At 73.9% G+C, this 25,459-nt stretch carries 15 protein-coding genes; 11 read left to right on the plus strand and 4 right to left on the minus strand.

Annotated features, from left to right (window positions below):
• The first annotated feature begins 384 nt into the window (after positions 1 to 384).
• The 4 genes from BJ981_RS16155 (at position 385) to BJ981_RS16170 (ending at position 16,063) form a co-directional block, all read left to right on the plus strand.
• Positions 385 to 5,937, plus strand: a complete 5,553-nt coding sequence (locus BJ981_RS16155) for a type I polyketide synthase (protein ID WP_184612166.1) — start codon at positions 385 to 387, stop codon at positions 5,935 to 5,937.
• Positions 5,938 to 5,947: 10 nt separating this feature from the next.
• The gene (locus BJ981_RS16160; RefSeq protein ID WP_184612167.1) at positions 5,948 to 14,851 is read left to right on the plus strand and encodes a non-ribosomal peptide synthetase/type I polyketide synthase; all 8,904 of its coding nucleotides are present in this window, start codon (positions 5,948 to 5,950) and stop codon (positions 14,849 to 14,851) included.
• Between the two features lie 71 nt (positions 14,852 to 14,922).
• Positions 14,923 to 15,459: a DUF308 domain-containing protein gene (locus BJ981_RS16165; protein WP_184612168.1), complete on the plus strand. Its 537-nt coding sequence runs from the start codon at positions 14,923 to 14,925 to the stop codon at positions 15,457 to 15,459.
• Between the two features lie 16 nt (positions 15,460 to 15,475).
• Complete coding sequence (locus BJ981_RS16170) at positions 15,476 to 16,063, plus strand: LOG family protein (RefSeq protein ID WP_184616157.1); 588 nt, start codon at positions 15,476 to 15,478, stop codon at positions 16,061 to 16,063.
• A gap of 22 nt (positions 16,064 to 16,085) precedes the next feature.
• On the opposite strand, the gene BJ981_RS16175 is transcribed toward BJ981_RS16170, so the two are convergent.
• A complete protein-coding gene (locus BJ981_RS16175; protein WP_184612169.1) occupies positions 16,086 to 16,370 on the minus strand; it encodes a hypothetical protein in 285 nt (94 codons plus the stop codon).
• 90 nt (positions 16,371 to 16,460) lie between these two features.
• Here BJ981_RS16175 and BJ981_RS16180 point away from each other — a divergent pair, with 90 nt between their 5' ends.
• Positions 16,461 to 17,249 (plus strand): hypothetical protein, encoded by a 789-nt coding sequence (locus BJ981_RS16180; RefSeq protein WP_184612170.1) that lies wholly within the window; start codon positions 16,461 to 16,463, stop codon positions 17,247 to 17,249.
• A 51-nt stretch (positions 17,250 to 17,300) separates the two neighbouring features.
• Positions 17,301 to 17,855 carry a DNA-3-methyladenine glycosylase I gene (locus tag BJ981_RS16185; protein WP_184612171.1) on the plus strand — a complete coding sequence of 185 codons (555 nt, stop codon included), beginning with the start codon at positions 17,301 to 17,303 and terminating at the stop codon, positions 17,853 to 17,855.
• A gap of 9 nt (positions 17,856 to 17,864) precedes the next feature.
• Here the strand turns inward: BJ981_RS16185 and BJ981_RS16190 are convergent, their stop codons facing one another.
• Positions 17,865 to 18,692: an enoyl-CoA hydratase-related protein gene (locus tag BJ981_RS16190; protein WP_184612172.1), complete on the minus strand. Its 828-nt coding sequence runs from the start codon at positions 18,690 to 18,692 to the stop codon at positions 17,865 to 17,867.
• On the minus strand, positions 18,692 to 19,480 hold the full coding sequence (locus BJ981_RS16195; protein ID WP_184612173.1) for a PaaX family transcriptional regulator: 789 nt from the start codon (positions 19,478 to 19,480) through the stop codon (positions 18,692 to 18,694). Before BJ981_RS16195 ends, BJ981_RS16190 begins: the two co-directional genes overlap by 1 nt.
• 180 nt (positions 19,481 to 19,660) lie before the next feature.
• Between BJ981_RS16195 and BJ981_RS16200 the strand changes: the two genes are divergently transcribed.
• Positions 19,661 to 19,828: a DUF3117 domain-containing protein gene (locus BJ981_RS16200; RefSeq protein WP_184612174.1), complete on the plus strand. Its 168-nt coding sequence runs from the start codon at positions 19,661 to 19,663 to the stop codon at positions 19,826 to 19,828.
• Positions 19,829 to 19,955: 127 nt separating this feature from the next.
• Positions 19,956 to 21,392: a leucyl aminopeptidase gene (locus BJ981_RS16205; RefSeq protein WP_184612175.1), complete on the plus strand. Its 1,437-nt coding sequence runs from the start codon at positions 19,956 to 19,958 to the stop codon at positions 21,390 to 21,392.
• 12 nt (positions 21,393 to 21,404) lie between these two features.
• Here the strand turns inward: BJ981_RS16205 and BJ981_RS16210 are convergent, their stop codons facing one another.
• A complete protein-coding gene (locus BJ981_RS16210; protein WP_184612176.1) occupies positions 21,405 to 22,055 on the minus strand; it encodes an O-methyltransferase in 651 nt (216 codons plus the stop codon).
• Between the two features lie 292 nt (positions 22,056 to 22,347).
• Between BJ981_RS16210 and sigE the strand changes: the two genes are divergently transcribed.
• The 3 genes from sigE (at position 22,348) to BJ981_RS16225 (ending at position 25,352) form a co-directional block, all read left to right on the plus strand.
• Entirely contained in the window at positions 22,348 to 23,007 is a 660-nt protein-coding gene (sigE, locus tag BJ981_RS16215; protein ID WP_184612177.1) for an RNA polymerase sigma factor SigE, read from the plus strand.
• Positions 23,004 to 23,525 carry a zf-HC2 domain-containing protein gene (locus BJ981_RS16220; protein WP_184612178.1) on the plus strand — a complete coding sequence of 174 codons (522 nt, stop codon included), beginning with the start codon at positions 23,004 to 23,006 and terminating at the stop codon, positions 23,523 to 23,525. The genes sigE and BJ981_RS16220 overlap by 4 nt, the downstream gene beginning before the upstream one ends.
• Positions 23,526 to 23,681: 156 nt before the next feature.
• On the plus strand, positions 23,682 to 25,352 hold the full coding sequence (locus BJ981_RS16225) for a trypsin-like peptidase domain-containing protein (protein ID WP_204070688.1): 1,671 nt from the start codon (positions 23,682 to 23,684) through the stop codon (positions 25,350 to 25,352).
• Positions 25,353 to 25,459: the final 107 nt, after the last annotated feature.

Here is a 25,459-nt window from a genome sequence, read left to right on the forward strand (position 1 = left end):
TGTCAGGTCATTGTCTGGCGTGCGGAAAAGCGATTAAGGGAGGGCGGCGCCACCGGCGGAGAAACTTCTGTTCCCGCGCGGGTCGGTGCCACGGCGCGGCCCTTCGCACCGTACCACCGAACGCCTACCGAATAACATGCGGAATTCCGCCGCCTTTTCTGCCTTGACCGCTTTCCCGTTGACCGCTTCCGGTGTTTTCGCCGCCGGTTCTGCCTGGACCGCGCACGGCCCGCCGCCCATCATTCCGTGCGGGGCGAGGCGTTCACCGCGCCCCGGCCGTGTGCGTCCGTGCCCGTGCGCGGCCGAGCTCACCTGCAACGACACCGTGCGCGATCGAGGGAAGAGGAGCTGGGTGAGACGCGACCAGGACCGGAAACGCCTCCCGTGAGCACCGAGGAGAAGCTCCGTGACTATCTGAAGCGGGTCACCGCGGAACTGCTGGACACCCGGGAACGGCTGGCGGTCGCGGAAAGCGGCGGCCCGTCCGTCGCGATCGTGGGAATGGCCTGCAGATTTCCCGGCGGCGTATCGTCTCCCGAGGATTACTGGCGCCTGATGCTCCAAGAGGAGATCGGCGTGACCGGCATTCCTGAGGACCGGAACTGGGACCTCGGAAATGTTCGGGATCAGCCCGTGTCCCCGCGCGGCGGATTTCTCCGCGACGCCGCGGGATTCGACGCCGGCTTCTTCGAGATCTCGCCGCGGGAAGCGGTCGCGATGGACCCCCAGCACCGGCTGCTGCTGGAGATCGCCTGGGAGACCCTCGAACGGGCCGGCATCCCTCCGGACTCCCTGCGGGGCACCCCCACGGGCGTGTACGTCGGCATGATCGGCGGTGACTACTCCACCCTGCTGAACGCCTCGCCCGAGGGCGTCGCCGGCTTCGGCGGCTACTACCTCAACGGCAACAGCGGCGCCATCGCGTCGGGGCGGATCGCCTACGCGCTCGGCCTGAACGGGCCCGCGGTCACCATCGACACGGCCTGCTCGTCGTCCCTGGTCGCCCTGCACCACGCCTGCGAGGCCCTGCGCCGGGGGGACTGCACCACCGCCCTGGTCGGCGGGGTCGCGGTCATGGCGACGCCGACCCTGCTGATGGAGTTCACCCGCCAGGGCGGGCTGGCTCCGGACGGGCTGTGCAAGCCGTTCGCGGCCGCGGCGGACGGGACGTCCTTCTCCGAAGGCGTCGCCATGCTCGTCCTGCAGTCGCTGCCGGAGGCGCGCCGCGCCGGCCGGGAGGTGCTGGCGGTCGTGCGCGGCTCCGCGCTCAACCAGGACGGCGCGTCCAACGGCCTGACGGCTCCCAGCGGCGCCGCGCAGCGGCAGGTGATCCTCAAGGCGCTGGCCGGCGCCGGCCTCACGCCCGAGGACGTCGACGCCGTCGAGGCCCACGGCACCGGCACGACCCTCGGCGACCCGATCGAAGGCGAGGCGCTGCTGGCGACCTACGGCGCCCGGCGCGCTCCGGGGCGCCCGCTGCTGCTCGGCTCGGTGAAGTCCAACATCGGCCACACGCAGGCCGCCGCCGGCCTGGCCGGCGTCATCAAGATGGTGCTGGCCATGCGCCACGGCGTGCTGCCCGCCAGCCTGGGCGTCGACGAGCCCACCCCGCATGTCGACTGGTCGGCGGGCGAGGTGCGGCTGCTCACCGAGACGACGCCATGGCCGGTGACCGGGCGGCCCCGCAGGGCCGGCGTCTCGTCCTTCAGCTTCAGCGGCACCAACGCCCACGTCCTGGTCGAGCAGGCGCCCGCCGAGGAAGCCGCGGACGCCGGAACGGCCGCGGCGATGCCGGTCGTGCCGTGGACGCTGTCGGCGAAGTCCGAGGCGGCCCTGCGGGCTCAGGCCGCGCGGCTGCTCGACCACCTGGACGCCGAGCCGCGGGTCTCCCACGTCGACATCGGCTATTCCCTGGCCGTCACCCGCGCCACGCTCCGGCACCGCGCCGTCGTCGTCGGCGCCGATCCGCGGGCGCTGCGCGCCGGGCTCGCGGGCCTGGCGGCGGGCGAGCCGCCGGACGACGTCGTCCGGGGCGTCGCCCCCGGCACGGCGCACCCCGGCGCGGTGTTCGTGTTCCCTGGCCAGGGCGCCCAGTGGACCGGCATGGCCGCGCCGCTGATCGCGTCCTCGCCGGTGTTCGCCGCCAAGGCGCGGGAGTGCGCGGAGGCGTTCGGGCCCTACCTGGACTGGTCGCCGCTGGACGTCCTGCGAGGCGTGCCGGGCGCCAGGAGCCTGGACGACGTGGACGTCGTCCAGGTCGCGCTGTTCACGACGATGGTCTCGCTCGCCGAGCTGTGGCGGTCCTGCGGTGTCCGGCCGGTCGCCGTGGTCGGGCACAGCCAGGGGGAGATCGCCGCGGCCTGCGTCGCGGGGGCGCTGTCCCTGCCCGACGCGGCGCGGGTGGTGGCCTCGCGGGGCAGGCTGATCAAGGAGGCGCTGGCGGGCCGCGGCGGCATGGCGTCGGTGGCGCTGCCGCCCGCCGAGGTGGAGAGCCTGCTCGCCCCGTGGGCGGACCGGCTGTCGGTCGCGGCCGTCAACGCCCCGTCCTCGACCGTGGTGGCCGGCGACCCCGGCGCGCTGGAGGAGATGCTGGCGCGGTGCGAGGCGAGCGGCGCCCGTGCCCGGCGGATCGCCGTCGACTACGCCTCCCACTCGGCGCACGTCGACGCCGTCAGGGAAGAGCTGCTGGACCTGCTCGCGCCGGTCACACCAGGTGAGTGCGCGGTGCCGTTCTACTCGACGGTCACCGGAGGCCCGATCGACGGCCACGCGCTGACGGCGGGCTACTGGTTCGAGAACCTGCGCCGCCCGGTCGACTTCCTCGGCGCGGCCGAGTCGCTGCTGGCCGACGGGCACAGGCTCTTCGTCGAGTGCGGCCCCCACCCGGCGCTCACCGCGGGACTGGAACAGATCGCCCACGACCGGGACGCCGAGGTGGTCGCAGCCGGAACGCTGCGGCGCGACGACGGCGGCCTCGACCGCTTCCTCACCTCGCTGGCAGAGGTGCACACCGGAGGCGGGCAGGTGGACTGGGCGGCCGTCTTCGCCGGCGGCGGGGCACGGCGCGTCCCGCTGCCCACCTACCCCTTCCAGCGCGGGCGGTTCTGGCTCGACGCCCCGGCCTCCGGGGCCGGGGACGTGCGCGCCGCGGGCCTCGCGCCCGCCGGCCATCCCCTGCTGGGCGCCGCGGTCGAGCTGGCGGGCGGCGACGAGGCCGTCTTCACCGGCCGGATCTCGCTGCCCGAGCACCCATGGATCGCCGGCCACGCCGCGATGGGCACGGTGCTCCTGCCGGGAACGGCGTCGGTGGAGCTGGCGGCGCACATGGCGGCGCGCTACGGGCTCGGCGGCGTCGAGGAACTGACCTCGCACGCCCCGCTCGCCGTTCCCGACGACGGCGAGCTGACGCTGCAGCTCACCGTGGGCGGCGCGGACGAGGCCGGACGCCGGTCCTTCACGCTGCACTCGCGCCTGGCGGGCGAACCGTGGACCCTCAACGCCGAGGCCACCCTCCAGGCCGAGGTCCCCGGCGCGGCCGCGTGGGAGGAGGCCGGCGGGAGCCGGCCGCCGGCCGGCGCCGCCGCCGTCGACATCGCCGGGGTCTACGACCGGCTGGCCGCGGCCGGCTACCACTACGGCGACGCCTTCCAAGGGCTGCGCGGAGTCTGGCGGCACGGTGACGAGCTGTTCGCCGAGGTGGCCCTGCCCGAGGGGGTCGACCCTGCGGGCTACGGCCTGCACCCGGCCCTGTTCGACGCCGCGCTGCACGCCGTCCTGGCCGACCGCGACGCCACGGGGCCGGCGGAGCGGCTGTACCTGCCGTTCGCGTGGCGCGGCGTCGCCGTGCGGCCCACCGGAAGCACGGCGCTGCGGGTCCGGATCACCCGCCGCGGCGACGACGAGGTCGCGCTGCTCGCCACCGACCTGGACGGCACGCCCGTCGTGTCCGTGGAGTCGCTGGCCCTGCGGGCCGTCACCGCCGGCCGGCTGCGGGCCGCGGGCGGCCGCCATCGCGACGCGCTGTTCCAGCTCGACTGGCCGGTGCTCCCCCCGCCGCCGGGCGAGCCGGTGCCGCCGGAGCGGTGTGCCGTCCTCGGCGATCGACCGGCCGGCCCGGCCCGGCACCGGTACGCCGGCCTGGCCGCGCTGACCGCCGCGCTGGACGACGGCGTCCGGCCGCCGGAGCTGGTGTTCGCGCCCGTGGCGGCGGACCCGGCCGACGACGTCGCCGCCACGGTCCGCGCCACCCTCGCCGGCACGCTCGCCCTGGTGCGGAGCTGGCTCGGCGAGGCCCGCCTCGGCTCCGCCAGGCTGGTGATCCTCACCCGGGGAGCGGTGTCCGTGGAGGGGGACGGCCCGCCGGATCTCGCCGGCGCGTCCGTCTGGGGTCTGGTCCGGTCGGCCCAGATGGAACACCCGGGCCGGTTCGCGCTGGTCGACACCGACGGCGCCCCGGCGTCCTCCGGTGCGCTGCCCGCCGCCTTGGCCGCCGGCGAACCCCAGCTCGTCATCCGGGAGGGCACGGTACGGGCGGCCAGGCTCGCCAGGGTCCCGGAACCGGGCGCCGCGCCGCCCATGGCCCCGGGAACCGTGTTGATCACCGGCGGGCTGGGCACCGTGGGCGGCGCGGTGGCGCGCCACCTGGTCGCGGAACGGGGGTGCGCGAGCCTGCTCCTCCTCGGCCGCCGGGGCATGGACACGCCCGGCGCCGACCGGCTCGTCGAGGAGCTGATCGCGCTCGGGGCACGCGTCAGGGTCGCCGCCTGCGACGCGGCCGACCGCGACGCGCTCGCGGCGGTACTGGCCGACGACCCGCCGGCGGCCGTGATCCACGCCGCCGGCGTGATCGACGACGGGGTCGTCACCGCGCTGTCCCCGGAGCGGCTGGACCGGGTGCTGCGGTCCAAGGTCGACGCGGCGGTGAACCTCCACGAGCTGACCCGCGACCATGATCTGTCCGAGTTCGTGCTGTTCTCCTCGTTGAGCGGGGTGCTCGGCCGGGCGGGTCAGGCGAACTACGCGGCGGCCAACGCGTTCCTGGACGCGTTCGCCGCGCATCGGCGCGGCCTGGGCCTGCCCGGCCTGTCGCTGGCCTGGGGGCACTGGGCGCGGGAGAGCGAGCTGACCGGCGGTCTCGGCGCGGCGGACCTGCGCAGGCTGGCCGCCGCCGGCGTGGCGCCCATGCCGGAGCGGGAGGCGCTCGCGCTGTTCGACGCCGCGCGCGGCGGCCAGGACGCCGCCCTGGTGACGGCCCGCCTCGACATGGCCGCGCTGCGCGCGGTGGCGGCGGACCTGCCGCCGGTGCTCCGTTCCCTGGTGCGGACCCCCCAGGGGATCGGCCGGGACCCGGAGCGTGCGACCGACGCCGCCGGCGTGGCGCCGTGGCGACGCGAGCTGGCCGGGCTCTCGTCCGCCGAGCGGGAGGCCCGGCTGGTGGAGCTGGTGCGGTCGAGGGTCGCGGCGGTGCTCGGCCACCCCGACCCGGGCGGCGACGCCGTCGATCCCGGCCTGCCGTTCAAGGAGCTCGGATTCGACTCGCTGACCGCCGTCGAGCTGCGTAACCGGCTGGGCACGGCCACCGGGCTCAGGCTGCCCGCGACCCTCGTCTTCGACCACCCGACACCGGCCGCGCTCGCCTCGTTCCTGCGCGCGGAGCTGACGGACGACGAGGCGGAGAGCGGGGAGGCGGACCCGGTGCGCGCGGCCGTCGAACGTCTGGCCGCGGTTGTGTCCGGGCGTCCCCTCGACGACGTCACCCGGGAGCGGCTGCTCGACCGGCTGACGAGCCTGACGCGGGAATGGGACGAGCCGCGCGAGGAGCCCGCCGTCGAGGTCGGGTCCGCGGGCGCGGACGAGCTCTTCGGCCTCCTGGACGAACAATTCGCGGCATCCGAGGCGGGCGGGCACCCGCACCTGTGGCCCAACGACCGAACGTGAGGTGCTAGCTGTGGACCCCTCTGCAGACTCCGTGGTGGAGGCCCTGCGCGCGTCGCTGATCGAGAACGAACGCCTCCGTCAGCGCAACGAGGCCCTAAAGGCCGCGGCCCACGAGCCCATCGCCATCGTGGGCATGGCCTGCCGGATGCCGGGTGGCGTGGCCACGCCGGAGGAGCTGTGGCGGCGCGTGGCCGATGGCGTGGACGCCGTCGGGCCCTTCCCCTCCGACCGTGGCTGGGACATGGAGGCGCTCTACCATCCGGACCCCGGCCACCCGCGCACCTCCTACGTCCGCGACGGCGGGTTCCTGCGCGACGCCGCCGACTTCGACGCCGCCTTCTTCGGCATCTCGCCCCGCGAGGCGACGACCATGGACCCGCAGCAGCGCCTGCTGCTGGAGTGTTCCTGGGAGGCGCTCGAACACGCCGGGCTGGACCCGAGATCGCTCGCCGGCAGCCGGGCCGGCGTCTTCATGGGGCTGATGTACCACGAGTACCTGGGCAACACCAGCGCCGGCAGCGTGGCCTCCGGCCGCGTCTCCTACACCCTGGGCCTCGAAGGCCCGGCGATGACGGTGGACACCGCCTGTTCGTCCTCGCTGGTGGCCCTGCACACGGCCGTGGCGGCGCTGAGGCAGGGCGAATGCGCGCTGGCGCTGGCCGGCGGCGCGACCGTGCTGGCGACCCCGCAGGTCTTCGTCGAGTTGTCCCGGCAGCGGATGCTCGCCCCTGACGGCCGGTGCAAGCCGTTCGCGGCGGCCGCGGACGGCGTCGGCTGGGCCGAGGGCGCGGGCGTCATCGTCCTGGAGCGCCTCTCCGACGCCCGGCGGCTCGGGCACCGCGTGCTCGCCGTCGTCCGCGGCTCCGCGGTGAACCAGGACGGCGCGAGCAGCGGCCTCACCGCGCCCAACGGCCCCGCGCAGCAACGGGTGATCCGGCAGGCGCTGGCCAACGCCCGGCTGTCCGCCGCGGACGTGGACGTGGTCGAGGCGCACGGCACCGGGACCAGGCTCGGCGACCCCATCGAGGGACAGGCGATTCTGGCCACCTACGGGCAGGACCGCGCCGCCGACCGTCCCGTGCTGCTCGGATCGCTGAAGTCCAATTTCGGCCACACCCAGGCGGCGGCCGGTGTCGCCGGCGTCATCAAGATGGTGCTGGCCCTGCGGCACGGCGTCGTGCCCGGCACCCTGCACCTGGACGCCCCGACCCCCTACGTCGACTGGTCCGCCGGGGCCGCGGAACCCGTGGCGGAGACGAGGCCGTGGCCGGAGACCGGTCACCCGCGCAGGGCCGCGGTCTCCTCCTTCGGCCTCAGCGGCACCAACGCCCACGTCATCCTGGAGCAGGCGCCCGAGACGCCGGCGGCGGAGGTGCAGGACGCCGGGCCCGCCGGCGGGCCGGTGCCGTGGGTGGTGTCCGGGCGGTCCGCCCCCGCCCTGCGCGCACAGGCCGCGCGGCTGCTGTCGTTCGTGGCGTCGGATCCGCGGCCGCGACCCGCGGACGTCGGCCGTGCCCTGATCGCGCGGCCGGCCTTCGAGCACCGCGCCGTCGTCCTGGGGCGGGACGACGAGGAGCTCTCGGCCGGGTTGCGCGCCGTCGCCGAGGACGCGGACGCCGCCGCCGTGGTGCGCGGCTTCGGGCGCGCGACCGGCAGGACGGTGTTCGTGTTCCCGGGGCACGGCTCGCAGTGGGCCCGCATGGGCGCCGGCCTGCTGGACACCGAGCCGGCCTTCGCCCGGGAGCTTTCGGCCTGCGACCGGGCCCTGCGCGAGCACCTGGACTGGTCGGTGCTGGACGTGCTGCGCGAGACCGAGGGCGCGCCGCTGCTGGAGTCCGTCGACGTCGTTCAGCCCGCGCTCTTCGCCGTCATGGCTGGGCTCGCCGCCGTCTGGCGGTCGTACGGCGTCGAACCCGACGTCGTCCTCGGGCACAGCCAGGGGGAGATCGCCGCCGCCTACGTCGCCGGCGCCCTCACCCTGCCCGACGCGGCCCGGGTCGCCGCGCTGCGCAGCCGCGAGATGGCCAGGGTCATGGCGGGCGGCGGCGGGATGGCCGTCGTCTCGGCCCCCGAGCGGACGGTGGCCGAGTACCTCGGAGCCTGGAACGGGAGGCTGACGGTGGCCTCGGTCAACGGCCCCGCCTCCATCCTGGTGTCCGGAGACGCCGCCGCGATCGACGAGCTGCTCGTCCGCTGTGAGGCCGACGGCCTGCGCGCCCGCCGGGTGGCCGCGGATTTCGCCCCGCACTCCCACCACGTGGACGGCATCAGGGACCGGCTGCTCGCGGACCTGGCTCCCATCCGGCCGGAGCGCTCCTCCGTGCCCATGTTCTCGTCGGTGACCGGTGACTGGCTCGACACGACCGGGATGGACGCCGACCACTGGTTCCGGGTGTTGCGCGGCCCGGTGCGGTTCGCGCAGGCGGTCACCTCGCTCCACCGCCTGGGCTTCGACTCCTTCATCGAGGTCAGCCCGCATCCCGTGCTCGTCGCCGACCTGCAGGAGACGCTGGAGACCGTGGGCCTGCCGTTCTCGGCGAGCGGGACGCTGCGGCGTGGCAAGGGCGGGCGGGACCGGCTGCTGCGCGCCTTGGCCGAGGCGTTCACCGGGGGCGTGGGGGTGGACTGGCGGGCCGTGCTGCCGGGCGGCGCGCCGCCCGGCGTCGACGTGCCGACGTACGCGTTCCAGCGCCGCCGGTTCTGGCTCGACACGCCGTCCCCCGGCGTGGCCGCCGGCGACGTTCCCCCGGCGGCGGCGCTCCCGGAGGACGACGACCGCGAGGACCTGCGCGGGCGGCTGGCCGCCACCCCGGCAGAGGAACGGCGTCCGATGGTGCTCGACCTCGTCCTGCGGGCGGTCGCCGGTGTTCTCGGGCACGCCTCGTCCGGCGAGATCGCCCTGGAGGCGCCCTTCCTCGATCTGGGCTTCGACTCCCTCACCGCGCTGGAGGTGCGCAACCGCCTGAACCGGGCGACCGGGCTCACCCTGCCGGTGAGCATGGTCTTCGACCACGCCACACCGGCCGCGCTGGCGGAGTTCGTCCTGTCCCGGCTGGACTCCGCGGCGGACGAGGGAGGCGAGACCGACGACGGCCTGGACCTGCCGCGGATCGCCGAGCGGCGCCGGCAGGGGGCCTACGACGGCCGGATCCCGCTGTCCTTCGCCCAGCAGCGGCTGTGGGCCCTGGACCGGCTGGTCCCGCACAGCCCCGCCTACAACGCGGCCTTCTCGCTCGTGCTGGACGGGCCGGTCGAGCCGGAGGCGCTGGAGAAGGCGGTCAACGAGGTCGTCCGGCGGCACGAGAGCCTGCGCACCACCTTCCCCAGCGCGGACGGCACGGCGTGGCAGGAGATCGCGCCCGACCTCCACGTCCCGGTCCCGGTCGTCGACCTGGAGAGGCACGCGGAGGCGGACCGGGAGGCCGCCTGCGAGCGGCTCGTCGCCGAGGAGGCCAGGCGCGGCTTCGACCTCGCGACGGGCCCGCTCGTGCGGGCGGTCCTCTACCGTCTCGGCCCGGCCACCCACAAGATTCTTTTCGTCATGCACCACATCGTCGTGGACGTCATGTCGGGCGGGATCTTCGCCAAGGAGGTGGCGATCGCCTACGACGCCTACGCCGGCGGCCGCCGCCCCGCTCTGCCCGACCTGCCGGTGCAGTACGCCGACTACGCGATCTGGGAGCGGCGGCGGCTCGGCGGCGAGAGACTGGCCGCGAGGCTGGACGACTGGCGGAAACTCCTCGGAACCGGCCCCGCGGGGGTGGAGCTGCTGACGGACCGGCCCCGGCCGGCCCTGCAGCGCTTCCACGGCGGCGCCCTCAACTTCGACATCGGCGCGGACACCACCGCCCGGCTGCGCTCGTTCAGCGCCGGGCACGGCGTCACGCTGTTCACCACCCTGCTGGCGGCGCTCAAGGTGGTGCTGTACCGCTACGCCGGAGACACCGAGGGGTCGGGCGCCGTGGCGATCGGCACGGCCATGGCCAACCGGCAGCACGAGGACGTGCGGAACCTCATCGGCTTCTTCGTCAACACCGTGGTGCTCAAGACCGGCCTGGGCGACGACCCCACCGTGGCCGAGCTGCTGGATCGCGTGAGCCTCGCGGTCAAGCGCGCCTACGACGAGCAGGATCTGCCGTTCGAGGCGCTCACCGCGGAGCTGGGCGCCGACCGCGGACCGGCGGGCAAGCCGCTGATCCAGGTCGTCTTCGACATGAAGCGCTACGGCGCCGACGCGGCGGCGGAGGGCTCGCTGCGGGACCTGGTCGAGGTCCACACCGACACCAGCAAGTTCGACATCGAGATCTCGGTGACGGAACGGGCCGACTCGCTGCTCGTGGACGTGGAATACAACAGCGAGATCTTCGACCACGACACCGTCGAACGGTTCCTGGCGGGGTATCGGGTGCTGGTCGAGGCGTTCGCCCGCGCGCCGGAGCGGAGGGTGTCCGAGCTGCCCGTCCTGCCGCCCGAGGTCGAGAAGCGGCTTCTCACCGAGTGGAACGACACCGCGGTGGCGTACCCGCCCGAGCGGACGCGCTGCCTGCACACCTTGATCGAGGACGGGGCCGACCGGTGGCCGGACGCCGTCGCGGTGGTGTTCGAGGGCGAGGAGGTGACCTTCGCCGAGCTCGACCGCCGGGCCAACCAGGTGGCGCACCGGCTGCGCCGGATGGGCGTGGGGCCGGGCAGCCCCGTGGGGATCTGCCTCGAACGGTCGGTGGAGATGGTGGTCGGCCTGCTCGCCGTTCTCAAGGCCGGCGGCGCCTATCTGCCCATCGACCCCACCTATCCGCCGCAGCGCGTGGCGTTCATGCTCGCCGACGCCGAACCGGGGCTGCTGCTGGTGCAGGAGCGGCTGGCGGAGCGGCTTCCCGCGCACGGGGCGCGGACGGTGCCGCTGGACCGGCCGGGGGAGTTCGACGGCGAGCCCGTCACCCGCCCCGAGAACCTCGCCGGGCTGGACGACCTGGCGTACATGATCTACACGTCCGGCTCGACGGGCCGGCCCAAGGCGGCGATGATCACACACCGTGGCGTCGTCAACCGCCTCCTGTGGATGCAGGACGCGTTCGGCCTCACCCCGGACGACCGGGTGCTGCAGAAGACCCCCTTCAGCTTCGACGTCTCGGTGTGGGAGTTCTTCTGGCCGCTGCTGACCGGCGCCCGCATGGTGGTCGCCCGCCCGGAGGGGCACAAGGACCCCGAATACCTGACGACGCTGATCCACGAGCACGGTGTCACGACGCTGCACTTCGTCCCCTCGATGCTGCGGGTGTTCCTCCAGCACCCCGGCATCGAACGCTGCCGCTCGGTCGTCCGCGTGATGGCCAGCGGCGAGGCGCTGCCCCAGGCGTCGATCCGCTCGCTCTACGACCGCTGGCCCTGGGCCACGATCCACAACCTGTGGGGCGCGACCGAGTGCTCGGTCGACAGCACGTGCTGGGAGTGTCCCCGCGACCCTGACGTCGTGTCGCTGGGCACGCCGATCGCCAACACCCAGATCTACATCCTGGACCGGCACCTCAACCCGGTGCCGATCGGCACCCCCGGCGAGGCCTACATCGGCGGCGTCGGCGTGGCGCGCGGCTACTATCGCCGGCCCGAGCTCACCGAGCAGCGTTTCCTCCCGGACCCTTTCCGCCGGGAACCCGGCGCCACCCTGTACAGGACCGGCGACCTCGCGCGCTTCCTGCCCGACCGCACGATGGTGTTCCTCGGACGGACGGACTTCCAGGTCAAGGTCCGGGGCATGCGCATCGAACTGGGAGAGATCGAGGCGGCCCTGGCCGAGCACCCGATGGTCGGCGAGGTCGTGGTCCTGGCCCGCGAACTGCCGCACGACCCCGAAGACAAGCAGCTCGTCGCGTACGTGATCCCGGAGGAGGGCGCGTCGCTTCCCGAGGCGTCCGACGGCGGCCGCGTGTCCGACTGGCAAGGGTTGTTCGACCAGAGCTACCGGCGGGACGCCGCCACCGGCGAGGCCGACTTCAACACCATCGGCTGGAACTCCAGCTACACCGACGCGCCGATACCGGCCGGCGAGATGCGCACCTGGCTGGACTCCACGGTGGACCGCGTCCTGGCGCTGCGGCCCCGCCGCGTGCTGGAGATCGGCTGCGGCACCGGCATGCTGCTCGCGCGGATCGCCCCGCACACCGAGCGGTACTGGGGGACCGACATCTCCGAGGCCGTCCTCGACTACACCCGTGCCGGCATCCTGCCCGCCCTGCCCGGCGGCGTGGACGCGCGGCTGTTCCAGCGCGAGGCCGGCGACTTCGCCGGCCTGGACGCCGAGCCGTTCGACGTCGTGATCGTCAACTCGGTCGCGCAGTACTTTCCCCACGCCGGCTACCTGCGTGAGGTGATCGGCGAGGCGCTGGCCCGTCTGCGGCCCGGCGGCGCGGTGTTCCTCGGCGACCTGCGCAATCTCTCGATGCTCGACGCGTTCCACCTGGAGGTCGAGCTGGCCAGGGCGGAACCCGGTCTCACGCTCGGCCGCCTCCGCGGCCGGGTCCAGCAGCGCGCCTGGCACGAGCGGGAGCTCGTGATCGCGCCCGAGTTCTTCACCGCCCTGCGCGCGGAGACCCCGGGGATCTCCCGGGTCGAGGTGATGCTCAAGCGCGGAGACCATCACAACGAGCTGACCCGCTACCGCTACGACGTGGTCCTGCACACCGGAGAGCCCGCCGGCGGCGCGCCGGCGGTGCCGGTCGTGTCGGCGGCGTTCGAGTCGGAGCAGGAGGTCCGCCGGATCCTCACCAGCGACCGGCCCGAGGTGCTGCGGGTCGGCGACGTCCCGAACGCCCGGGTCGCCGAGATCAACGCCTTCGTGTCCGCGATGCGGGAGGCGCCCGACGAGGCGCTCGTCGACGACCTGCGCGGCACAGGGGACGGCGTCGAACCCGAGCTGTGGTGGGCACTGGCCGAGGAACTCGGGTACCAGGCCCAGATCGCCTGGACCGGGGGAAGCTCCGACGGCAGGTACCAGGTGACGTTCCGCCGCTCGGACGTGCGGTATCTCCCGGACTGGACGGACCCCGCGGAACCGGGCCGCGCGCCGCGGCACTACGTCAACGATCCGCTGCTACCGGAGCTGAGCCGCCGGCTGAGCACTGACATCCCGCGCTTCCTGCGCGACGAGCTCCCCGACTTCATGGTGCCCTCGGCCGTCATCGCGGTGCCGGAGTTCCCGACCGACGCCAACGGAAAGCTCGACCGCCGGGCGCTGCCGGTGCCGGTGCGCGCCGTCCAGACGGCCGCGGAGGTCGTCAGGCCGCGCACCGAGGTCGAGGAGCGGCTCTGGGCGATCTGGCGGGACGTGCTCGGCCTGGAGGAGGTGAGCGTCGACAGCGGCTTCTTCGCGCTCGGCGGCGACTCCCTGCTCGGCATCCAGATGGTCAGCCGGGCCACCGCGCTCGGCATGCCCCTCAGCCCGCAGGACGTCTTCCGCAGCCCGACCATCTCGGAACTGGCCGCGCTGGTGGAGGAACGCGGCATGGTACGGCCCGCCGCCACGGTCGTGGCGCGGGATCCGCGGCTGCTGGAGTGGGCGAGGTCGCTTCGTCCCGGCGCCGAGGACGCCTACCCGGCGACGGGCCTGCAGTCCCGCATGATCGAGACCAGCCTCCGGTCCCCCGGCCTCGGGCTGAACATCACGCACCAGCGCTTCCGCTTCGACGGCCCCGGCTTCGACCCTGTCGCGCTGGAACGGGCCTGGCAGCACACCATCGACCGGTACGACTCCTTCCGCGCCGAGTACGTGCAGGACGACACCGGGCGCTGGATCCAGGTGATCCACCCGGACGTGCGCCTGACCATGGACACCCACGACCTGCGCGGACTGACCCCGGCCGAGCAGAGCCGCCGGGTCGAGGTGTACGTCGAGGCGGAGCGGCGGCGCGCCTTCGGCCCGCCGCCCCAGATGCGGCTGGCGTTGTTCCGGCTGGCGGACGACACCTACGAGCACGTCCACATGTTCCGGCTGACGGCGCAGGACGGCTGGAGCTACCAGACGATCGTCGTCAACCTGCTGGAGGTCTACGGCGCCATCGTCTCGGGCCGCGAGCCCGCCGCGCTCCCGGTGTCGAAGGCCTACGGCGATTTCTGCACCGAGCAGGCGGGACGGGACACCACCGCGGCCGAAGACTTCTGGCGACGGGAACTGGCCGGGGTGAGGTTCCCCCTGCCCGCGATCACGCTCCCGTCGCGGGAACGGCGTACCGACCTGGCGCCGACGCTCCTGCAGCAGAGCTTCACGATCGGCCCGGAGATCGCGGTCAAGCTCTCCGCCGTGGCCAAGGGGCTCGGCCTCAGCATCAACACCATCCTGCACGGGGCGTGGACGATCATGCTCAGCGCCATCACGGACAGGCCGGACGTCGTCTGCGGCGCGGTCTACTCGGGACGCAGCACCACGTCGGTCGACGTCGACCAGGCGGTGGGCCTGCTGTTCAACATCCTGCCGGTGGTGGCGCGGGTGAACCGTGCCGAGCCGCTGCCGTCGTGGTTGCGCGGGCTGCACGACAAGATCTCCGCGATCAACGACCACGAGTACATCACTCCGGCGGCCCTGCACGCCATGACGGGCGCGCCCACCGGCGACCCGCTGTTCGAGAGCTACTTCGTCAGTGAGACGCTGCCGGGATTCGGTACGAACCTCAGCAACTTCCTGTCCACGCTGAACGCGGTGCCGGTGCAGATCCTGGCACAGACCGAGCATCCGCTGCGCGTGGAGGCGGCCGTGGCGTACGACACCCTGTTCGTCTCGATCAACCACCGGTCCGGCTTCTTCCCCGACGGGGCGGTCGCCGGCTGGTGCCGGAGGCTCGAAGGGATGCTGACGGCCATCGCGGACGCCCCGGAGCGTCCGGTGGGCGACTTCGTCCCCGACCTCACCGCGGCGATCGGGTGACATGCCGATGATCCCGGGCGGGCCGGGCGCCCGCCCGGCCCGCCGACCGGCGGCCACGTAGGGTGAGCGCCGTGCAGGGGAACCCGCCTTCTCTTCCGCCCTGGCTGAGCCTCCGGCTCGGAGTGGTGGACGTGCTGACCGGGGTCGTGCTGGTGGCGATGTCGGCCCACCCGATGCCCACCATCGTCATGATCGGCGCCGTCGCCCTGCTGGTCTCCGGCTTCGGCGCCTGGTACACGGCCATCTTCACCGCCGCGCGGCCACTGCCGCACGCCGTGCTGGGGTGCGGCTGGGTCGCCGCGGCGGTCCTCGTCGTGGCCTGGCCGGGCATCACGGCGCGCGTGGCGGCCACCGTCCTCGGCCTGGTCATGGTCATCGACGGAGTGCTGAGGATTCCCGGCCGGCACGGCGCGCCCGCCGATCGCGCACGGCGGCGGCTCACCGGGGTGGTGATCGCGGCCCTCGGCGTCGCCGCGCTCGGTCCGGCCGCGCCGTCCCCGCAGGCGATCGCCGTCCTCTTCGGCGCGCGGACGATACTGGCCGGAGCCGAGCGGCTCATCGCGAGGCGGGCGGCCGGCGGCCAGGGCCGTTCCGGGCCTTGGAGGTAAGGTTTCCGCCGTGGCGATGGCGATATGCGTGTTCTGCGCGTCCAGTCAGAAGATCGACCGGAAGTACCTGGACCTCGCCGCCGAGGTCGGCGCCGAGCTGGCCCGGCGCGGGCACACGCTCGTCAGCGGCGGCGCGACGGTCTCGTGCATGGGCGCGGTCACCCGGGCCGCGCGCGAGGCCGGGGGGCGTACGGTCGGCGTGATGCCCCAGGCGCTGGTGGACCTGGAGATCGCCGACACCGACTCCGACGAGCTGATCATCACGGCGGACATGCGGGAGCGCAAGGGCCTCATGGACGCCCGCTCCGACGCCTTCCTCGTCCTGCCCGGGGGGATCGGCACGCTGGAGGAGCTGTTCGAGATCTGGACGGCCCGCGTGCTCGGCCTGCACGACAAACCCCTCGTCATCCTCGACCCGTGGGGCCTGTACGACTCCCTGCGCGGCCTGGTCGACGACATGTACGAGGGCGGCTTCACGCGCCCGAACGTCTACGACGCCATCTCCTGGACCACCACGGTCGAAGAGGCGCTCCGCCACCTCGAACGCCCCGCCCGCCCGCTGACCCCGACCCCGGAGGAGGTCGGCGAGTCGGCCACCGGCTGATCGCCCTCGTGGCCGGGGGCGGCTAGGCCAGGCCGCGGCGGGTCAGCGCGGGGGGACGCCGGCCGGCCAGGGAGTCGGTCATGTCGATCGCCTGGCGCACGCCGTCCGGGCAGGAGGTGCGGAAGATCCGGGCGCCGAGCCAGGCGTAGACCGCCGCCGCGGCGATCTGCGTGGTCTCGTCGCCCGACAACGTCACCGCGACCGTGCGGCCCTCGGCGACCAGACGCCCGGCCTCCGCCGTGGAGGCCGCCTCGGCCCAGGCCGGGTCGAGCGGTTCCCCGGGGCCGAGCACCAACGCTGCCGTCATGCGCCGATTGTCACACGGCGGGTGGTCTTGATGGGTGACGTCCCCCGGAACGAGGCGCGCTCAAAGGCACCCATGTGGCACGATTCGTATGTGCTGGTCCTTCTCGCCATCGCCGCGATCGCTGTCCTCTACTTCGTGGTGACGGTCTCGCAGGGGCGTGGCGGAGAGCTCGTCGAGTTCCCCCCCGACGTGCCGCCCGTGGAGCTTCCCGAGCCCGGGCAGCTCACGGCCGCCGACTTCGCCGACCTGCACCTGCCGATGAGCCTGGTCGGGTACCACACGCAGATCGTCGACGAGACGCTGCAGCGGGCCGCGACCGCGATCGGCCGGCGCGACACCCACATCGCGGTGCTGGAGCGGCGCGTCGAGGAACTGCTGGCCGGGCGCATCCAGGCCCGCCAGGAGTCGTACGTGCGGCCTTCCTGGGCGCCGATCGCCTCGCCGGAGCCCGAGCCGCCGGTGGCCCCGCACGAGACCGCCGAGGCCCTGTTCGGCGCCATCGGCCCGCACACGTCCACGCGCGCCCTGTCCGCTGAGCCCCCCGCGGAGGCTCCCGCCGAGCAGCCCGCGGGCCCGTCCACCGAGGAGCGCGGCCCCTTCGAGGAGCCGGACAAGCGCGAGCCCGCCACACCGGTGACCCAGGACCGCGGAGCCTTCGAGACACCGTCGAAGGAACGCGGGGCCCTGGAAGCGCCGTCCCAGGATGAGGGGGTGTCCGGCGCGTCCGAGGCGCCGGCCGAGGACCGCGGCGCGTTCGAGGAGGCACCCAAGGACCGCGGCGCGTTCGAGGCGGCGGGCGGCAGGTCCGGGAGCCGCGGCGCGGCCAAGCGGGCAGGGCGCGCGGCCGGGGAGCGCCCCGACCCCGAGGACGCCCCCTGAGGCCACGGGGCCGTGCCGCCCATCCGGCCGGGGCTTGTACGCTCGGGGTTCGTGACCCCTGAGCCTGTCCGCTGCGGCTGGGTGACCAGCGCTCCCGACTACATCCGCTACCACGACGAAGAGTGGGGCCGTCCCGTCCGGGGCGACGACCTGGTGTTCGAGCGGCTCACCCTGGAGGCGTTCCAGTCCGGCCTGTCGTGGCTCACCATCCTGCGCAAGCGGGAGAACTTCCGCGCGGCCTTCGCCGGGTTCTCGATCCCCGCCGTCGCGGCGTTCGGCGAGGCCGACGTCGCCCGCCTGCTGGCCGACCCGGGCATCGTCCGCAACCGTATGAAGGTCGAGGCGGCCATCGCCAACGCCCGGGTCGCCGCCGAGGTCCCCGGCGGCGTGTCGGAACTGGTCTGGCGGTACGCCGACCCCGGCGCCCCCGTGCCGAAGACCCACGCCGACCTGCCCGCCACCACGCCCGGTTCCACGGCGCTGGCCAAGGAGCTCAAGCGGCACGGCTTCCGCTTCGTCGGCCCCACGACGGCGTACGCGCTGATGCAGGCGATCGGCCTGGTGAACGACCACCTCGCCGACTGCTGGGTGCGCGCGTCCGGCTGACGGGCGGGGCTAACGCCCCTGGAACACCGGCTTCTGCTTGGCCAGGAACGCGCGGGTGGCCCGCTCGTGGTCCTCGGTCTTGGCGCAGAAGTCCTGCAGGTCGGCCTCGACCTCCAGTGAGTCCTCCAGGGTGTGCGCCGCCGAGTAGTCCAGCGCCTGCTTGATCGCCCCGTACGCCAGCGTCGGCCCCTGCGCCAGGCGGACCGCCAGCTCGCGGGCCCGCGCGCCCAGCTCGGCCGCGGGCACCACGGCGGTCGCGAGGCCGAGCCGCAGGGCCTCCTCGGCGCCGACCGTGTCGCCGAGCAGCAGCAACTCGCGCGCCTTGGCCGGGCCGACCAGCCGCGGCAGCGTCCACGAGGCGCCGGAGTCGGGGACGAGGCCGATCGCGCCGAAGGCCATGGCGAACTTCGCGTTCTCCGCGGCGACCCTGAAGTCGCAGGCGAAGGCCAGCGACGCCCCCGCGCCGGCCGCGACGCCGTTGACGGCGGCGACCACCGGCTTGCCCATGCCGGTCACGGTCAGCACGATCGGGTTGTAGTGCGCGCGCACGGTGCCGTCGAGGCCGACGCCCGCCTCCAGGTTGGCCGCGTGCTCCTGAAGGTCCTGTCCCGCGCAGAAGGCCCGGCCCGCGCCGGTCAGCAGCACGGCCCGCGCCCCGGCGTCGTCGCGCGCCCGTTCCAGCGCCTCCAGCAGGCTCGCCTTCATCTGGACGGTCAGCGCGTTCATGGCCTCGGGGCGGTTGAGCGTGACCGTGGCGACGGAGTCCTCCACCGAGTACAGGACGTGATCGTGGCCGTGCTCGTCGGCGGTCGGGGAGGCGGTGGCCGGCTGGTCCATCAGTGGGCTCCTTTGTCCAGGTTTCGGTCAACGAATGCCGCGGCGGCCGGCAGCAGCCGGGCGGCCTCCTGCTCGAAGAAGGCGCGGGCCTCCTCCCCGGGCCACGCCGGCGGCAGCAGCTCGGCCGGGAGCCCCGGGTCGTGGAACAGGAAGTTGCGCCACCCGTGGACAAGTCTGCTACGCGCCGCGAAGACGCGATCGTCCGGGGCGTCCGCGGGCAGGGCCCCCACCAGGTCCACGGCCTGCACGATCCACGCCTCATAGGCCCGCGCCAGCGCGGGGAGGTCCCAGGCGCGGGCCACGAGCTCGTGCGGGTCGCCGTCGAGGGTGCTGTCGAACCGGTCGGCGCGCACCTGCTGCTCCGCCAGCAGGTGCGCCAGCTCCGGCGAGGCGCGCGGGCCGATCCACGTGCTCTCCGACAGGCAGGCGTACCCGAGGAACGAAAGATCGGCGCGCAGCCGTTCGCGCCTGGCGCGGTCGCGCACCGGGGCGAAGACCACGACGTGCCAGCGGCCGGACCACGCGCTCGTGCCCGTGCGGTAGATACGGGTGGCACTTTCGTCGAGGCGCAGGACGCTCTTGGGCGTCAGCGCGTACCCCGGAGCCTGGGGCAGGCGGACGGGTCTCAGCCAGTCCTGCCGCACCATGCGGGAGATCGCGGTCCGCACCGCCGGAGCGGCGATGTCAAGGGGCGCCAGAAGGCGGACCAAGGCCGCCACGGACGCGCGACCGGCACGAATGCGCAAATGATCTCCGTACAGATCGAAAAGCGCGGCACGGGCGTTCACACAGACCAGTTTGGTCGCCGCGAGGTTCCCGGACAACGCATTCTGGGAGGAGATCGTTACCCATGTGCGCTCGCGAGGCGGGATAATGGGACGTCACAGAAGACGTGAAAGCGGCGGGCGACCGGTCGCGGGGCTCCGTGATCCGGCATCGCCGAGGCCGAGGCAGGAAGGGATACACGCATGGCGGCGATGAAGCCGCGGACCGGCGACGGTCCGCTGGAGGTCACCAAGGAAGGGCGGGGCATTGTCATGCGGGTCCCTCTGGAGGGTGGCGGCCGGCTTGTCGTCGAACTCTCACCGGACGAGGCCAAAGCCCTTGGCGACGCTCTGAAGAACGTCGTCGGCTGACATACCCCTGACACAACTCACCGACACAGGCGATTCGACGGCCCCGGCGGCCGGGCCGCGCGCCCCGCGCCGGGGCCGTCGCACATCCGACCGGCCGACCAACCGCACAGGCCGGGGAAGGATCACCATGCCCATCGAGACCTCGCTGAGATTCGCCGGCGCGCCCGCCCACGACGCGGAGCTGCTGGCCGTGCCCTTCGCGGCCGATCTCACCGCCGATGTCGACCTGCCCCTGCCCACGCCCGCCCTGCTCGCCCATCACGAGGCCAAGGGGGAGGCCGGCGAGATCGTCGAGGTCCCCGTCGGCGACGGAGACACCGTCCGCCGGGTGCTGCTCTACGGCGTCGGCGACGCCACCCCGCAGGCCCTGCGCAGGGCCGGGGCCTCCCTCGCGCGCCGTGCCCGGGGCCGCCGCGCCCTGGACGTCCGGCTGCCCGCGGAGGCGGGCCCGCGCGCGTGGGCCGCGCTCGCCGAGGGCGCGCTCCTCGCCACCTACGGCCTGCGCGTGGGCGCGAGCCGCGGCAGGCCCGTGGCGGAGATCCGCCTGTCGGGGCCCGAGGAGGCCCGGCCCGCCGTCGAGCGCGCCGAGGTCGTCGCGCGAGCCGTCGCCCTCACCCGCGACCTCGCCAACACGCCGTCCTCGGAGAAGAACCCCGCCTGGCTGGCCGCGCGCGCCGCCGAGGTCGCCGGGCGCTCCGGGCTGGGCGTCCGCGTGTGGGAGCCGGACGATCTCGCCGCGGAGGGCTTCGGGGGCATCCTGGCGGTCGGCCAGGGTTCGGTGAGCACTCCCCGCCTGATCAGCCTGTCCTACGAGCCCGACCCCGCCGAGCATGACGGCACGCACGTCGTGCTGGCCGGCAAGGGCATCACCTTCGACAGCGGCGGCCTGTCCCTCAAGCCCACCGACGGCATGAAGTTCATGAAGACCGACATGGCGGGCGGCGCGGTCGTGATCTCGGTGCTCGGGGCGCTGCGCGAGCTCGGCGTCCGGAGCAAGGTCACCGGGCTCGTCGCCGCCGCCGAGAACATGCCGTCCGGCTCGGCGCAGCGCCCCGGCGACGTGATCACCCACTACGGCGGCCGCACGGTCGAGGTGCTCAACACCGACGCCGAGGGCCGCCTGGTGCTCGCCGACGCCCTCGCCTACGCCGACGAGGTCCTGCGCCCCGACACGATCGTGGACGTCGCCACGCTGACGGGCGCCATCGGCATCGCGCTCGGCCGCGACATCGGTGCCGTCTTCTCCCCGAGCGACGACCTCGCCAAGGAGCTGATCGAGGCCGGCGCCGCCGCGGGCGACCCGCTGTGGCGCATGCCCCTGATCGAGGAGTACCGGCCCGCCCTGGACTCCATGGTGGCCGACCTGTCCAACATCGACGCGGAGAACACCTACGGCGGCGGCGCGATCACGGCGGCGCTGTTCCTGCGCGAGTTCGCCGGCGGGCGCCGCTGGGCGCACCTGGACATCGCCGGGGTGGCCCGCAGCACGGCCGACGACGGCATCCTCACCAAGGGGGCCACGGGCTTCGGCACGCGCCTCCTGCTGGAGTGGCTGGCCTCATAGGCGGCCCCGCCGTCAGGCGGCGGTCTTGACGGCGGCCAGCAGGCCGTCCCCCAGGGGCAGCATGAGCGCGCGCAGCCGCTCGTCGCCCTTGACCAGCTTGCCCAGTTCGCGGATCGCCACGGTGTCCGGGTCGCGCTGCGCGGGGTCGGCGACCCGGTTGTGCCAGAGCGCGTTGTCGAAGGCGACGATGCCGCCCACCCGCAGCAGCCGCACGGCCTCGGCCAGGTAGTCGCCGTACTCCTGCTTGGCCGCGTCACAGAAGACCAGGTCGTACCCGCCGTCGGCCAGGCGCGGCAGGACGTCCAGCGCCCGGCCGGCGATCAGGCGCACCCTGCTGCCGGAGAACCCGGCCTCGGCGAACGACTGGCGGGCGAGGCGCTGGTGCTCGGGCTCGACGTCGACGCTGGTCAGCGTGCCGTCCGGGCGCATGCCGCGCAGCAGCCACAGGCCGGAGACGCCGCAGCCCGTGCCGACCTCGACCACGGACCTGGCGTTGATCGCCGTGGCGAGGAAGCTCAGGGCCGCGCCGCCGCCGGGCAGGATCGGGGTGGCCCCGACCTCGGCCCCGCGGCGCCTGGCGCCCCGCAGCACCTCGTCTTCGTGATGGAACTCCTCCGCGTAGGCCAGGCTGGCCTCCACCGGACTCGTCGGCGTCGGGGCCATCGGCCTCTCCCTCCCCGCTTTCGCCGGACGCACGTATTGGTCCACGTATTGGTCCACGTATTGGTCGCAGCCTAGGGGAGTCGGGGCCGAACGGGAACTCACGCCACAACGGGTACGTTGCACGCTTTGAACGACCTTTGTTCGAGCGCGTGATCGCGAGTTCGGGGAAGTTCGCGAACGCTGACGAACGTTATGAAGGTCATGACGGGTCGATGCGCAAGGGGGCACGTCGATGGACACGGTCCGGCTTCGTTCGGCCGTGGGTGCGCATGAAGGGACGAAAGCAGGCACTATGGCTGTAGCGGTGGTCCCGGAGAGAGGAGTACTGGTGGACGACTACCACCAGGCTGAGACTCCCGACGACGCGTTGACGGGGGGAGGCGCCCGGTTGCCGGAGGAGGGGTGGACGCCTCCGACCTGGGAGGAGGTCGTGCGCGCGCATTCCGCGCGCGTTTATCGGCTGGCCTACCGGCTGACCGGCAACGTTCACGACGCCGAGGACCTCACGCAGGAGGTCTTCGTCCGGGTGTTCCGATCGCTGTCCAGTTACACCCCCGGCACGTTCGAGGGGTGGCTGCACCGCATCACGACCAACCTCTTCCTCGACATGGCGCGCCGCCGCCAGCGCATCAGGTTCGAGGGGCTCGGCGACGACGCCGCGGAACGCCTCCGGGGGCGCGAGCCGTCCCCGGCCCAGGTGTTCGACGACGCCCAGCTCGAACCCGACATCCAGGCGGCGCTCGACTCGCTCCAGCCGGAGTTCCGCGCGGCCGTCGTGCTGTGCGACATCGAGGGCCTGTCCTACGAGGAGATCGCGGCGACGCTCGGCGTGAAGCTGGGCACCGTCCGCAGCCGTATCCACCGCGGTCGCAGCCAGTTGCGCGAGGCGCTCGAACACCGGGCGCCGCGCCGTGACGAACTCCCCCCGACCGTTACCAGGGAGGGAGCATGAGCCATCTCGGAGAGCGCGCCTCTGCGCTCGTTGACGGCGAACTCGGCCACGCCGAGCGCGAACGGGCCCTGGCGCACCTGACCTTGTGCGCGGACTGCCGCGCCGAGCTCGACTCGATCCGGGCGCTGAAGAGCCGCCTGCGGTCGCTCGACACGCCCGTCGTCCCGGCGGACCTCACCATGTCGCTGCTGCGCATGGCCGAGCCGGGCGGGCCGATCCCGCCGCGGGTCCGCCCGTTTCCCACTACCACCTACACGCTGACCTCGCCGTCGGACAACAGGCCGCGGGGCCGCGCGGGCTTCTCGGGCCCCGGGCGCTCGCACGGCGGGCGCAGGGCCGGGTACGTCGCCGTCGGCTTCGCCTCGGCGGCCGTGGCGCTCGGCACGCTGTTCATGGTCGGCGGCGCGGGGAGCCAGCCGTCGTCCCCGCCGGTCGAGATGTTCGCCAACCAGCACCGCACCCCGCCCGCGGGGTACCTGGCGCCGGGGCGTGTCGACGGCACCTCACGCCAGCCTTGACGTCGGCGGCCGGCGCCGGGCGGCCGTCGTGCCGTCCACGGCGCCGCCGGGCATAGCATCGGGTTGACCCTTGACGGGCGTCGTTTACGGCGGTCGTATGCGGTCGGAGAGACAATCTGGCGTAGCCGACGTCGACAGCCCGGGAGTGAGCGTTCGATGACCGACGAGACACGTGCCTTCGATGCCGGGGACGTGCCCGCTTCATCCCAGCGCTCTGACGAGGGGTCCGCGCCGGAGGGCGAGACGGGCCCCATGCGCGTGCGTCCGGAGTTCCTGCCCGCCTCCGGCCGGCCGTCGGTCGGCCCGGTCTCGGGGCCGGACGCCTTCACCGGGCCGAACCCGTTCGCCCGCCCGGCCGACGACCACCCGTCCGACGCCCAGAACGGGCCGGGACCGTACGCGCCGCGCGACCCGCTCGCCGACACGCTCGTCCCCTTCGCGGCCGAGTCGCCCGCGGACGACTCCGCGCGGCGGCAGGAGTGGGCGGCGGAGAGCCCGTCCGGCTGGGGCAACCCGTCGGGGCCGGTCCCGCCGTCGCCCTCGGGCCCGTACTCCGGCCCGCCCGGCGGCTACCCCGGCGGTCCCGGTGGTTCCGGCGGCCCTGGCGGTCCCTACGGCCCGCCTCCGCCGCGCAACCCGTTCGGCATGGGCCCGGGCTGGGCGCCCCCGCCCGGCGCGCCGCGCGCCGACTCCGACCGCCCGCGCGGGCCGAGGACCGGCGTGCTCGCCACCCTGGCCGTCGTGATCGCCCTGGTCGCCTCGACCGCGGGCAGCGCCGGCACCTACCTGCTCACCCGCGGATCCGGCTCCGGCTCCGACCCGTCCTACACGCTTGGCACGCCGACCGGCGCGATCGTCAACCGCGCCCCGGACTCGGTGGCGGGCGTCGCCTCCCGGGTGCTGCCGAGCGTGGTGTCCCTGGACGTCCGCGGCTCCAGCGAGGCGGGCACGGGCTCCGGCTTCCTGATCAAGGGCGGCTACGTCGTCACCAACAACCACGTGGTGGCCGCGGCGGCGGCGATGAGCGGCACCATCAAGATCACGTTCAACGACAGGAAGAGCAGCAGCGCCAGGATCGTCGGCCGCGACCCGAGCTCCGACATCGCGGTGGTCAAGCCCGACGACACCTTCGGCGCGCCCGAGATCGCGATCGGCAACTCCGACCGCGTCGTCGTCGGCGACCCGGTCATCGCGATCGGCTCGCCGCTCGGCCTGTCCGGCACGGTCACCACCGGCATCGTCAGCTCGCTCAACCGTCCCGTGACCGCGGGCGGCGAGAGCGGCACGGAGTCGTCGTTCATCAACGCCATCCAGACCGACGCGGCGATCAATCCCGGCAACTCGGGCGGGCCGCTGGTCAACGGCGCGGGCGAGGTGATCGGCGTGAACTCGGCGATCGCCACGCTCGGCAACAGCTCGTTCGGGTCGCAGAGCGGCAGCATCGGCCTCGGGTTCTCCATCCCGATCAACCACGTGCGCCGGGTCGCCGAGGAGCTGATCACCACCGGCACGGCCAAGAAGTCCCGCATCGGCGTCCAGCTCGACCCGGACTACCAGGGTGACGGCGTGCGCATCGCCCCCGCCCCGCTCCAGGGGCAGGATCCGGTGGTGCCGGGCGGCCCCGCGGACAAGGCGGGCCTGAAGGCGGGCGACGTGATCATGGAGATCGACGGCCACCCGGTGAGCGACCAGTCCGAGCTGATCGTCACCATCCGCAGCAAGGCGCCCGGCGACACGGTGACGCTCAAGTTCCGCAGGGACGGCCGGGACATGACGGCCCGCGTAACGGTCGACGCCGTCGCGGTCCCCACCCCTCAGCCGTCGTGATATGGGCACCTCGTATGGTGCCTGTGACCGGACCGTGCCGTTAGTCTGGGGAGAAGCCGCCGCGGCGATCCCGACGGCGGCGGCCACGGCGTAGGAGAGCCTAGGAG

Source organism: Sphaerisporangium krabiense (genome assembly GCF_014200435.1).
Classification (GTDB): Bacteria; Actinomycetota; Actinomycetes; order Streptosporangiales; family Streptosporangiaceae; genus Sphaerisporangium; species Sphaerisporangium krabiense.

Excerpts from the sequence above, each read along its gene's own strand:
- BJ981_RS16205 (WP_184612175.1), top strand. The coding sequence starts at position 19,956 with ATGCCCATCGAGACCTCGCTGAGATTCGCCGGCGCGCCCGCCCACGAC.
- BJ981_RS16220 (WP_184612178.1), top strand. The coding sequence starts at position 23,004 with ATGAGCCATCTCGGAGAGCGCGCCTCTGCGCTCGTTGACGGCGAACTC.
- BJ981_RS16200 (WP_184612174.1), top strand. The coding sequence starts at position 19,661 with ATGGCGGCGATGAAGCCGCGGACCGGCGACGGTCCGCTGGAGGTCACC.
- sigE (WP_184612177.1), top strand. The coding sequence starts at position 22,348 with ATGGCTGTAGCGGTGGTCCCGGAGAGAGGAGTACTGGTGGACGACTAC.
- BJ981_RS16210 (WP_184612176.1), bottom strand. The coding sequence starts at position 22,055 with ATGGCCCCGACGCCGACGAGTCCGGTGGAGGCCAGCCTGGCCTACGCG.
- BJ981_RS16170 (WP_184616157.1), top strand. The coding sequence starts at position 15,476 with ATGGCGATATGCGTGTTCTGCGCGTCCAGTCAGAAGATCGACCGGAAG.
- BJ981_RS16175 (WP_184612169.1), bottom strand. The coding sequence starts at position 16,370 with ATGACGGCAGCGTTGGTGCTCGGCCCCGGGGAACCGCTCGACCCGGCC.
- BJ981_RS16190 (WP_184612172.1), bottom strand. The coding sequence starts at position 18,692 with ATGGACCAGCCGGCCACCGCCTCCCCGACCGCCGACGAGCACGGCCAC.
- BJ981_RS16225 (WP_204070688.1), top strand. The coding sequence starts at position 23,682 with ATGACCGACGAGACACGTGCCTTCGATGCCGGGGACGTGCCCGCTTCA.